General features: G+C 69.9%; 10 protein-coding genes. 4 read left to right on the forward strand and 6 right to left on the reverse strand.

Annotated elements, in window-relative coordinates:
* Positions 1-150: 150 nt before the first annotated feature.
* The 4 genes from FREUN1FDRAFT_RS11470 to FREUN1FDRAFT_RS11485 are packed head-to-tail and all read left to right on the forward strand — an operon-like array spanning position 151 to position 3,879.
* Positions 151-1,419: a beta-ketoacyl synthase gene (locus FREUN1FDRAFT_RS11470; protein WP_006540198.1), complete on the forward strand. Its 1,269-nt coding sequence runs from the start codon at positions 151-153 to the stop codon at positions 1,417-1,419.
* Positions 1,416-2,654, forward strand: coding sequence for a ketosynthase chain-length factor (locus FREUN1FDRAFT_RS11475; protein WP_006540199.1), 1,239 nt, complete (start codon positions 1,416-1,418; stop codon positions 2,652-2,654). The genes FREUN1FDRAFT_RS11470 and FREUN1FDRAFT_RS11475 overlap by 4 nt, the downstream gene beginning before the upstream one ends.
* A gap of 20 nt (positions 2,655-2,674) precedes the next feature.
* Positions 2,675-2,959 carry an acyl carrier protein gene (locus FREUN1FDRAFT_RS11480; RefSeq protein WP_006540200.1) on the forward strand — a complete coding sequence of 95 codons (285 nt, stop codon included), beginning with the start codon at positions 2,675-2,677 and terminating at the stop codon, positions 2,957-2,959.
* Positions 2,956-3,879 carry an MBL fold metallo-hydrolase gene (locus FREUN1FDRAFT_RS11485; RefSeq protein ID WP_006540201.1) on the forward strand — a complete coding sequence of 308 codons (924 nt, stop codon included), beginning with the start codon at positions 2,956-2,958 and terminating at the stop codon, positions 3,877-3,879. Before FREUN1FDRAFT_RS11480 ends, FREUN1FDRAFT_RS11485 begins: the two co-directional genes overlap by 4 nt.
* A 179-nt stretch (positions 3,880-4,058) precedes the next feature.
* Here the strand turns inward: FREUN1FDRAFT_RS11485 and FREUN1FDRAFT_RS11490 are convergent, their stop codons facing one another.
* The 6 genes from FREUN1FDRAFT_RS11490 to FREUN1FDRAFT_RS11515 form a co-directional block, all read right to left on the reverse strand.
* A complete protein-coding gene (locus tag FREUN1FDRAFT_RS11490; protein WP_006540202.1) occupies positions 4,059-4,805 on the reverse strand; it encodes an AfsR/SARP family transcriptional regulator in 747 nt (248 codons plus the stop codon).
* A 743-nt stretch (positions 4,806-5,548) separates the two neighbouring features.
* Complete coding sequence (locus tag FREUN1FDRAFT_RS11495; protein ID WP_006540203.1) at positions 5,549-6,241, reverse strand: nucleosidase; 693 nt, start codon at positions 6,239-6,241, stop codon at positions 5,549-5,551.
* The gene (locus tag FREUN1FDRAFT_RS11500) at positions 6,238-7,263 is read right to left on the reverse strand and encodes a DNA-3-methyladenine glycosylase (RefSeq protein WP_006540204.1); all 1,026 of its coding nucleotides are present in this window, start codon (positions 7,261-7,263) and stop codon (positions 6,238-6,240) included. Before FREUN1FDRAFT_RS11500 ends, FREUN1FDRAFT_RS11495 begins: the two co-directional genes overlap by 4 nt.
* Before the next feature lie 91 nt (positions 7,264-7,354).
* Positions 7,355-8,677, reverse strand: a complete 1,323-nt coding sequence (locus tag FREUN1FDRAFT_RS11505) for a S9 family peptidase (RefSeq protein ID WP_006540205.1) — start codon at positions 8,675-8,677, stop codon at positions 7,355-7,357.
* Entirely contained in the window at positions 8,674-10,170 is a 1,497-nt protein-coding gene (locus FREUN1FDRAFT_RS39685) for an SRPBCC family protein (RefSeq protein WP_006540206.1), read from the reverse strand. The genes FREUN1FDRAFT_RS11505 and FREUN1FDRAFT_RS39685 overlap by 4 nt, the downstream gene beginning before the upstream one ends.
* 91 nt (positions 10,171-10,261) lie before the next feature.
* Positions 10,262-11,563: class I adenylate-forming enzyme family protein (locus FREUN1FDRAFT_RS11515; protein ID WP_006540207.1), on the reverse strand; the 1,302-nt coding region annotated here is incomplete at its 5' end.

An 11,563-nucleotide genomic window follows, 5' to 3' on the forward strand; every position in this document is an offset into this window, starting at 1 on the left:
TCAGCGATGTTCGAGAACCAGTCGTCAACCTACCGTGTGGCACCGGACGGAGAAGTTCCGGGGAGGCAGCTCGCACCCTGGACGGCCGGGCCTGAAAGAAAGGTTGGCGATGGTTCCCTGGTCTGGTTGTCGCGGCCGTGGAGCGGGCACGTGAACCGCCGCGTCGTTATCTCGGGAATTGGCGTGCGGACGCCGGGCGGCGGCGACCGCGAGGCATTCTGGGAAATGCTGGCCTCCGGGCGTACGGCCACCCGGACGATCTCCATGTTCGACGCGTCGTCCTTCCGCTCGCAGGTTGCCGCCGAGGCGTCGTTCGATCCGGCGGTGGACGGGCTGACAGCGCAGGAGACGCAGCGCATGGACCGGGCCGCGCAGTTCGCGGTGGTGTGCGCGCGTGAGGCGGTGAGCGACAGCGGTCTGGACGTCGATCGCGTGGATCCGACCGCCATCGCCGTCAGCATCGGCAGCGCCGTCGCCGCCGCCACCAGCCTGGAACGGCAGTACCTCGCCGTCTCGCACGGCGGTCGCGACTGGGTGGTGGACAACGACGCGGTGTCGCCCCACATGTTCGACTACCTGATACCCAGCCGGATGCCGGCGGAAGTCGCCTGGACCGTCGGCGCGCAGGGGCCGGTGGCGATGGTCTCCAACGGCTGCACATCGGGCATCGACGCGGTGGGACATGCCTGTCAGCTGATTCGCGAGGGCTGGGCCGACGTGGCGCTGGCCGGTGCGGCGGACACCCCGATCACCCCGATCGTCGTCGCCTGCTTCGACGCGATCAAGGCGACCACTCCACGGAACGACGATCCCGAGCATGCGTCCCGGCCGTTCGACCGGTCGAGGGACGGCTTCGTGCTCGCCGAGGGCGCCGCGGTGCTGGTGCTGGAATCCTACGAGCACGCCCGGGCGCGTGGAGCGCGCATCTACGCGGAGGTGGCCGGATACGCCTCGCGCTGCAACGCCTATCACATGACCGGTCTGAAGACCGACGGCCGTGAGATGGCGGAGGCGATCCGGGTGGCTATGGACGACGCTCGTGTCGGCCCCGGGCACATCGACTACATCAACGCGCACGGCTCCGGCACGAGGCAGAACGACCGGCATGAGACCGCCGCCTACAAGCGTGCCCTGGGAGACGACGCGTACCGGGTCCCGGTCAGTTCGATCAAGTCCATGGTCGGCCACTCGCTCGGCGCGATCGGCTCGATCGAGATCGCCGCCTGCGCGCTGGCGATCGACCGGTGCGTGATCCCACCGACCGCGAACCTGTACGAACGTGATTCCGAATGTGACCTCGACTATGTTCCGATCACCGCGCGCGACGCGCGCCTGGACGCCGTACTCACGGTGGGCAGCGGGTTCGGTGGCTTCCAGAGCGCCATGGTGCTGCGTCGCACGACGGGCGCCCCGGCATGAGCGCCGTCGTCGTCACCGGGATCGGGGTACTGGCGCCCGGCGGTCTTGGCCTCGAACCGTTCTGGGAGGGCGTCTGTGATCGCCGTTCTGCCATATCCGAGCTGACCCGGTTCGACACATCCGGGTTTCCGGCTCGGCTCGCGGGCCAGATCACCGGGTTGAACCCGGCGGAGCTGCTGCCGAGCCGTCTGCTGGTCCAGACCGATATATCCACCCGGTTCGTACTGATCGCGGCGGACTGGGCGCTGCGGGACGCCAAGGTCGAGCCGGGCACCTACACCGACTACGAGACCGGTGTGATCACGTCCAATGCCTGCGGCGGCTTCGAGTTCACTCACCGTGAGTTCCGCAAGCTGTGGACGACCGGCCCGGCGGCGGTCAGCGTCTACGAGTCCTTCGCCTGGTTCTACGCGGTGAGCACCGGTCAGATCTCCATCCGCAACACGCTGCGTGGCCCGAGCGGCGCGCTGGTGGCCGAGCAGGCCGGTGGGCTGGACGCGATCGGTCATGCCTGCCGGGCCGTCAGGCGCGGGACGCCGATGATGCTCACCGGCGGGGCCGACTCGGCCCTCGACCCGTGGGGATGGGCCGCCCAGCTCTCGGGTGGTCAGGTGAGTACCGCCACCGATCCGGATCGGGCCTATCTGCCTTTCGACACGGACGCACGCGGATACGTTCCAGGCGAGGGCGGGGCGATTCTGGTCCTGGAGGACGCCAGCACCGCTGCCTCTCGTGGCGCCCAGAATCTCTACGGCGAGATCGCCGGCTACGGCTCGACCTTCGACCCGCCGCCCTGGTCGGGTGGGCGGCCCGCGCTGGGCCGCGCGGCACTGCTGGCGCTCGAGGACGCGGGTATCGGCCCGACCGATGTCGACGTGGTCTTCGCCGACGGCGCCGGCGTCGCCGAGCTGGACCGCGGCGAGGCCGAGACCATCACCGAGTTGTTCGGGGCGTGCGGCGTCCCGGTCACCGTGCCGAAGGCGGTCACGGGCCGGCTGTATTCGGGCGGCGGACCGGTCGACGTGGCCGTCGCGCTGATGGCCATGCGGGACGGGTTGATCCCTCCGACCGCTGCCACCGCCAAGGTGCCCGACAGCTACCGGATCGATCTCGTGCGCGACGCTCCGAGACCAGCCGACCTGGCCCATGCACTGGTGCTGGGGCGCGGTCGGTGGGGGTTCAACTCGGCCGTCGTCGTCCGCCGAAGCCCGCGACTGGGCAGCGAAACACCGTGACAACGAGAGGAAGAACGTCCATGGCCGCCATGACCCTTGACGAGCTGTGCCACCTGCTGGTGGCGGTCGCCGGAGAACCGAGCGCCGAGGTGGCCTCGACAGACCTGGCGGACACCGAGTTCACCGAACTCGGGTATGACTCCCTGGCCCTGATGGAGGCGGCCGCACGCATCGCCCAGGAGTACGGCGTACGCATTCCCGACGCCGACATCTTCGAGATGCGGACCCCACGTGACCTGCTCGACCTCGTGAACGGGGCGCCCGGGGCCGGCGACCTCCCGGCCCCCGTGGCGGCGCGGCCGTGACAACAGCGGCGACCTCGACCAGATCAGAGCTGGTCGAGGTCGCCGAGGACGTCTACGCCTACACCCAGCTGCCCGGTGGGTGGTGTGTGAGCAACGCGGGCCTGGTCGTCGGCCCCGACGGGGTCGTCGTCATCGACACGCTCGCCACGCTGAACCGGGCCCGACGGCTGCGGGAGACCGTCGACGGGTTCGGCGCGGGGCCGCGCCGAACGGTGGTGAACACCCATCACCACGGCGATCACACGTTCGGCAACCAGGTGTTCGGACCAGCGGCCGAGATCATCGCGCACGAGCGGGCTGCCGGGGAGCTGGCCAGCACGGGTCTCGCGTTGACCGGCCTGTGGCCGGACGTCGACTGGGGCGACCTTCGGGTGCCGGCCCCGACGCTCACCTTCGCCGACCGGGTCGCGCTGACGGTCGGTCGGCACCGCGTCGAGCTGATCCACGTCGGGCCGGCGCACACCAGCAACGACATCGTGGCCTGGCTGCCCGAACAGCGGGTCCTGTTCACCGGCGACGTCGTCCTGTCGGGCTGCACGCCGTTCACGCTGATGGGTTCGGTGGCGGGATCGCTCACGGCGATCGAACGTCTGCGCGCCCTCGAACCGGCCACTGTCGTCTGCGGGCACGGAGCGGTCGCCGGGCCGGAGGTGTTCGCCGAGAACGCGGCGTACCTGCGGTGGATTCAACAGATCGCCGCCGACGGGGTCGCGGCCGGCTGGTCGATCAGCCGTGCCGCCCGCGCAGCCGGTCCGGGCGAGTTCGGTCACCTGCTCGACCCGGAGCGGGTGGTCGGGAACCTGCACCGCGCGTACGCCGAAGTGGTCGGGGGGCCGGACGCTCCGCCGCTGGACGTCGGGCCGGTCTTCGCCGAGATGGTGGAGTACAACCGGGGGCGTCTGCCGACCTGCCTGGCCTGAGCACCGCCGAGGGCGGATCGGGCGCGCCGCTGACAGCGCGATCGCTGCGGCCGGCGTACCCGGCCTGCCCGAACGATCCGAAAAGAACACTGCGTGTTCGCCGGAAGTCGTCATCCGGTGCCGCGCCGCGCCGGGGTCGCGGCCCCGGCCCCGCCGGGCCGGGCCGAACCTGCCCCGACCTACCCAAGGACCTCGTGGTGCAACCGCTGGACCTCGGGCGTCGGCTGGAGTCCGAGCTCGGCGTCCAGGATCTGCCAGAGGCGCTGGTACGCCTGCAGCGCCTCCGCCCGCCGACCGCAGCGCAGCAGCGACTTGATCAGCTGGGCATGGAATCCCTCGTTGAGGGGGTGCTCGGCCACCAGGGAACGTAGCTCGGGAATGATGTCCCGGTGCCGCCCGAGCTGTTCTCGGGCATCGATGCGAAGGCCGAGAGCGGTCAGGCGGAGTTCCTGAAGATACGTGATGTGCGCCTTGAGGGCCGTCCCGGTCGGCATGCCCGCGAACGGGCATCCACGGGACATTTTCAGCGCGTCGGTGAGCGTGACGACGGTCGATTCCGGGTCACCCCGCTCCAGGCTCTCGCTGCCTTCCCGGACCAGGCGTTCGAAGACGACCGAGTCGATCGCTTCCTGGTCGGCCGCGAGCATGTAACCGGGTGGCTGGGTGACCAGCAGGCGTTGGGCGTTCGGGACCCGCAGACTCTCGGTGAACATCTTCCGTGCCATATAGACGTAGGTCTGCAGCGTGGCCTGCGCGCTGCGGGGGACCTGCTCCCCCCACAGCTCGTCGATCAGCATGTCCACGCTCACCGTCTCGTTGTTCATCGCCAGGAGCAGCGAGAGCATATGGCCGATCTTCGATCTGGCGAGCGCCGTCGAGGCGGTGCCGTTCGCGATCTCGACACGGCCGAGCACCTTGAATTTCATATCGCCCCCGTCCGAATCGGACACGACGCGCGCGGGCGGTGCCGCGGGCTTCGTGTCGCTAGATATGGGACTGACTGAGACTGACATGGGGAATCAGCTGAATGCTCCCGACCGCCGGAGAAGGTAATCGCCCGGGCGTGGAGCACGCCGCACACGGCGAGGTCGTCTGGCGCTGGCCCCGAACGAGAACGGGAACGGGAAGCCGCACCGCATTGATCTCCTGCGACGCGCGGATGTCGACAGCCAACCATCTACAGCGATGTAGAAGGTCCCGCCCGAGATCTCCGATCGACCACAATACCCAGCCCCGAGTGGTTCAGGATCCCAGCCTCCTCTCGAAGTTGATCCTAGCTCCTCCGCATTGCCGGAGTAAGTCTCGCGCCAGCGCTAAATGTTCGACAAACATGACCCGGATCACAGCATCCGGGATCTTGAAGGTTGTTGTGGCCGCAAACGACGAGCGACGACCTTTGGCTGTGGTAGATGTATCGCCCCGCGGATCGTGGAGTGTTGGCCGTTGCTCCGGGCATCGATCCGAAGAATGCTCTGGTCAACGGGGTGGCCCGTGCTTGAACTGCGGCCATCGGATCGAATAGTCGGATGGAGGAAAATCTCCGCCTGTCGGACTCCTGCTACTGGTTCAGCGGTGCCTGCGGCCGGCCGGCTCGCCACAAGAACAACACAACGCAGTCCATTCCTGTCGGATATCCGTCACCGGCGGGAATGCCAGCGATCCCGACCAGTCAGGCCGGGTCTGGGCGAAAACGATCGAGGAAGTCGACGGTGGCCTCGGCGAGAACGGCGGCCCCGCGCGGCACCGCGACGCTCCAGTCGTCCGACGCCGACTCGTCCGCGGCATCGGAGACCCATTTGACGGCACGAACCGGCGTCCCGAAGGCATGGCAGGCCGCGGCGACCGCGTAGCACTCCATGTCCACCAGCGCGGCCCGCGCCTGCAGGGCGGTCCGCAGGGATCCACCGGCGACGAAACGGTCGCCGGTGGCGATCACCGCTCCGTCGCCACCGGACAGCGCGAGCTGGCCGCGCGCCGGAATGCCGAGGGCGTTCAGGCTCGCGGCATCCAGGTCCCAGGCCCAGGCCGTGCTCGGCCAACGCAGCCGGGCACCGGTGTCGTCCAGCCCGCCCGCGGTACCGACGTTGATCACGCCGATCGACGTCGGGTCGTCGAGCCGGGCGAGCGCCGCGCTGACAGCCACGGCGGCGGCGGTCTTGCCCGCTCCCGTGATCAGCACCGCGAGCAGCGCCGGATGGTCGCGCGGAAGTGCCGCGACCTCGGCTTCGGTCGCCGCGGCCACGAGCCACTTCCGGACCCCGTCCTCCGGCGGTGCCTGCAGGTCGATCTCGCCCGCACCCGCATGGGGAGGCATGTCGGCCTCGGCCCACTCCGAGCCCGGCGCCCCTTCCAGCCCTCTCATCCGCCCGCCCTCAGGTAGTGCGCCCAGTAGCCGGCCTGGGCGCCGTACGGCGCCGCCAGGGAAACCAGGTCCGGCGCGGTCACCTCCGCGCCATACACCCTCTGGCCGGCCTTGAGCAGCTCGGTGTCCGTGGGCAGGCGCTCCATCCGCCCCAGCCCTCTGATCATGACGAACGTCGCCGACCACGGTCCGATTCCGGGCAGCGACAGCAGGAACCGCTCCACCTCGTCGACGTCGCCGGTGCGCAGGAACGTCTCCTCGATCTCCCGGAGGCGCCGCACCGAGCCCGACAGGTACCCCGCCTTGCGGCTGTTTCCCAGGATCCCGGTGAGGACGTCCAGCGGGAGGTCGGCGAGCTGGTCAAGGCTTGGGAACGGCGTCACCTCGGCCCCGAAGCCCGTCAACGGCGGGTTGAGGTGTTGCATCAGCCGTAGCTTCACGGCACGGGCGGCGGTGATGGGGGTCCGCTGGGCAAGGATCGCCCACACGATGTTCTCGTACGGCGAGGGGAACTTGACCTGGTGATAGCCGTGCAAACGGTGTTCCACCCGGGCGAAAGGAGGATCGGCCGCCGCGGCCGATGCGAAGGCGGCCAGGTCGTCGTCCAGGGAGAGGTAGAAACGCAGCCGGTCGGTAAGCGCGTCGAGAACATCCTCGGATGGCGAATGCGGCGCAGCGACGGTCACCTCGACACCGGGACTGTCGCTACCCACGCCCGGGCCTCCGCCGGGGCCGGTACCCGGGCCGGAGCCCGGGCCGGAGCCCGGTCCCTCGTCGTCGCCCGACCACGGGCCTATCCTGGTAAGGAGCAAACAGCCGTCGATACGCCAGGCCTTCACCAGGTGCGGGCCGGCGACGACCTGCTCGCCTCGGGTGGCTGGAAAGCCGCTGACGAAATCGAGGGAATGGCCCCACCGGAACGGCGGCCGCGCCGGTATCCGGAAGCGGAGCCACACCCTGGTACCAACCGCGGCGGCAGGTGCCGACGGCGACGCGGGCAGGGGCTGGCTCGGTGGGCTCACGTTCACCAGCTCCTCCGGGGCGGCGGTACAGGACGGGCACCACACCGACAGAGCAAGGCAGCGGTACGGAACATGTCGCGGGGTATCCGACTCAGCACGGATCGGGTCGCAGGTGGTGTGCCACCCAGTCCGCTATCTCGATTCCACACAGGTTGATCATATTCAGGCACACGTGTGCTTCGCTTTCGTGTGTCACCAACTCGTGTCTGGTACCCCATGCCCGGTCGAGCTCCACCAGGTCGGTGAGTGGGAATATGTCGTCGAGCGCGCCGTGGACGCTGAGAACCCGGGTATGTGGTGCGGGATCCGACGGAAACGCAAGTGCGTCGAAACGGCGCTGCATGTCGTCGTCGTCGAGCGGCTCGCCGCCGCCGAAGGTGTAACGGAAGTCGTCGCGCAGCCGGCGCGGCAGGGTCGCAAACGGGGCGATACGCGGCCCGCCGGAGAAGTTGACCACGCATCGCAGTGACGGCCCGAGCGTCCGAGCCACCCGCAACGCGAGATAACCACCGAAGCTGACGCCGAGAAAGGCCATCCGATCGGCCGCGAGGCGGCTGTCCGCGCGCAGCGCATCCAGCAGCGCCGCGACGACGCTCTCCATATCGACGCGCAGGGGCGTCTGACCGGCGTCCAGACCCTGGCCCGGCCCCTCGAACAGCACAGCCGCGATCCCCCGGTCGAGGTACGCCTCCGCCAGCGAGAGGATCTCGACCTCCGTCATCGAGTCGAGTCCGTTGGACAGGACGACACAGGCCAACGGCCGATCGGCATCGCGCGCCCGTCGCGGTGGAAGGTAGAGCCAGTACGGCACCGGTTCCGCGGAGACGCTCCCCGCCGGGAGGGCCCTGGCCTCTCGGCGCAGGCCGCCGCCCAGGCCGCCCAGGTCGCCGAGGCCGCTGAGGCCGTCCTGAGCCGGATCGGGACTGGTCAGGCTGCGTTCGAAGCAGGTCCGTACGAGGCGGCGCAGGCCCAGTTTGCGGGCCCGGTCACCGAAGTCCATGAACTCCGCCCAGTGGTAACAGGCGGCTGCACCCCGATAGGCACGGGCCTGCCCGGCGGCAGTGGTCGAGGCCACGGCCGCCGCCACGTAGACCTCGGCCCGCGCGGTCCATCGCGCCCTCCACTCATCCCAGAACCCGGCCGAGCCCAGATCGATCTCGGTGAGCCCGAAGCCGTCGAGTGCCAGCGCGACATCGCCCCAGTGGATCTGCGGTGCGTACCGGGCCTGCAGAAACATGAGGCGGGGAAGGAAATACCCGCATGCCTCCATCACGGGGGCGGGAACCCGCGCCGGACGTGCGCGCCGGACGTCTGACGAGCCGCCGAGGCGAGGCGCCGCGGCCGTGGCAGCGGAGCCGTTCGCCGCGGTGGCTCCGGGCGCTCCCGTCCCGCCGGACGGGGCGGCCCTGCTCACGGCTGGCCGGCGGAGCGGTCCAGAGCCCGCCCGCAGGCGTCCACGGTCGCCCGGCTGTTGCGTTCCAGCAGGTCGGCGACCAGGGTCCGCTGCCGCCGGAGCTCATGCGTCCCGAACACCTCCGCACAGGCGTCGCGATCCAGGACCGCGGTGTGGTGCGAGATCACCTCACTGCCGCCCGCGGTGCCACGGACCTGCCAGTGGCCCGCATGGCGGAGCATGGCCGGCGGTGGCTGTGGCTGGAAGTAGGTGATCGACAGCGTCCGCTCGTCACAGTGCCGGACGCTGCGGATGCTCTCCAGCTCACCGGCCGACCCTGCCCGCGTAGCCGGCGCGGGTCGCACCTTCATCGCGAACTCCTGGTGGGCGCCGTCGTCGTAGAGCACGTCCAGGGAGTCGAGATGATCCAGCATCGCCGGCCAGCCACCGATGTCGGCCAGCAGCGCGAAAACCCGGTCAGGGCTGTGCGGCAGGCGGTAGCGGCTGGTCGACGACACCAGCGCTTCGGTGTTCTCCTCGACGAAGGCCCGGATCGCGAGCATCTCGGCGGCGGTGTTCCCGTCGACGAACTCACGGACGACCGCCGCGGCCTCGGACCGGGTGCTGATCCCGTCACGGATGCCGCGAACGTCGGCCAGCAGCCGCCAGTGGCGGTCCACCGTCAACAGGCAGCGGCCGTTCTCCAGCGGCACGACCCGCCAGACACCGTGCATCGACTCCAGGAAGGGCATCGGCACCGGAAGGTCGTACTCGACCCGCCGCACGGAGTCGACGTAGCGGCGGCGGGTGTTCCAGGCGACCGGCCGGCCGTCCTGCTCCGCCTCGACGCGGACCGTTTCCTGGTCATCGGAACGCTCCAGCACCGAGGTGCCGACGCAGGCGGCGAACAGGCGGGGCCAGGAGTCGGTCGAGCGGATCAGCCCGTACACCGTGTCCGGATCCGTCCGCAGGACCACCGAATGACGTAGGAAGCCGTCCTGTCCGATCGCGTCTCCCCCATCCGCCTGCGCCGCCCCGGCCGCCGCCCGATGCGCCGCGCCACGGAGGTTGCCCAGCTCGGTGCGGGAGTTCGCGTCGATCGCCGCCTCGATGAACCGCTCGGCCTGATCACGGGTCGCCACGCCCTCGACCTGACCGCCGATGTCGTCGCACAGGTCGTAGTCATGCTCCAGCAGCAGCACGCACTGGGTGGCGTTGACTCCAATCACCCGCCACGTGGTGGTCATCTCCTTCACCAGCGGCATGGGCACGACGACGGTGGCCGACACACCGAACAGGTCGGTGTGGAACCGGCGGTGGGACTGCCAGGTCATCGGTTCGCCGCCCACGAGCGCGGAGATCTCGATGTGCTCCCCGTCGGGCTCTTCCGCCAGGACGGTGACGGACCGGCACGGCTCAAGCAGCGTCGGCCAGTCCCGACTGCGGCGGATCACGTCGTAGACCTGTTCTGGAGGCGTGTCGCAGACGATGGAGTGGCTGGCGTGATATCGCACGGCTGGTCTCCCTCAGGTCGGGTTTGGTCTGGTCGACAGTGGGCGGTCGGAGCGCAGGGCCTCCGGAGGCGGCGAAGCAGAACGCGGCGCGTCAGAGCGGGAACAGCGCCTGCCGGTCGATGGCCCGCTCGGTCTCCGCACGGAGGATCTTGTCGTTTCCGCTCTTGGGAAACGGATCCGCGCTCGCGTAGAGCAGATCAGGCCATTTCTCCCTGCTCAGCCGGGGAATCAGGAACTCGGCCGTCGCCCGGCGGAGCGCCGCCGGGCCGTCGTGGGTGACCGGCCCCCACAGGCAGGCGACCGGCGTCCGGGTGTGATCGTTCTCGCCGCCGCCGGGCAGGCCGACGACGACGACCTCACCGACACCCGGCATGCCGGCGAGGACGGTCTCGACCTCCTCCGGATAGATGCGGTGGCCGTCCTGGCTGAGCACGCTGCTTCCGATACGGCCCTTGAGCAGCAGATCGCCGTCCGGGCCGAAGGCGCCCATGTCGCCGGTGCGCAGCCAGAAACCCGGCGGGTCGAGGCGACCGGTGGTGATGTCGAGGTAGCCGTCCATCATCATGTCGCCGCGCACGACGATCTCTCCCACGCCGTCGGGATGGCCCGGCAGCGGCTCGAGGCGGACCTGCAGGGTGCCGTCCGGCCGCCCGACGCAGTAGGTGTCCTCGAATCGTCGCTGCCGGTGCGCGGCCTCGTCGAGCCAGCAGAACGGGCCGTAGGTCTCGCTGAGGCCGTAGCCCTGCACCCAGTCGCACGGCATCAGCCGGCGGCCGAGCTCCAGCAGCCGATGTGGCATCGGAGCCGCTCCGTAGGCGACGACCCGCAGGCAGGACAGGTCCGTGCCGCCGGCACCCGCCGCCGCCACGAACCGCTCCATCGCCACCGGACGCAACATGATGTGGCTGGCACGTGACCGCGCGACCTGCGCGGGCCAGGTGGAGACGTCCCGGCTGTCCGGGACGATCAGCGTCGCGCCATGCGCCAGCGCGCCGAAGGAAAAAATGACGCCGGTCGTGTTGTTGAGGAGACCGGACATGAACACCCGCGCGTCGGAGCCGAACGCGAGCCGCTCCGTCACGGCCATCACCCGGCGGGCGACGACGTCCTCACTCACGCTGATGGCCTTCGGAGCGCCGGTGGTGCCGCTGGTGAACAGGACCAGGAATCCGTCTACGGGATCGGGACACACGATGGGAAGCGCATCGTCGTCATCGTTGTGCCCGCCCGGGGCACCCAGGTCGTTCGGGGCACCCAGGTCGCTCGGGCCGACGAGGCGCGGACAGACCGCCCGCAGATCGGCGAGGCCGACACCGTCACAGCGCTGGTGGACGACGGCGTCCGGCCGGGCGGCGGTCGCGATGGACCGCCACTCGGGCACGGCGGCCGCCGC

It is taken from the genome of Parafrankia sp. EUN1f, assembly GCF_000177675.1.
In the GTDB taxonomy this organism is placed as follows: Bacteria; Actinomycetota; Actinomycetes; order Frankiales; family Frankiaceae; genus Parafrankia.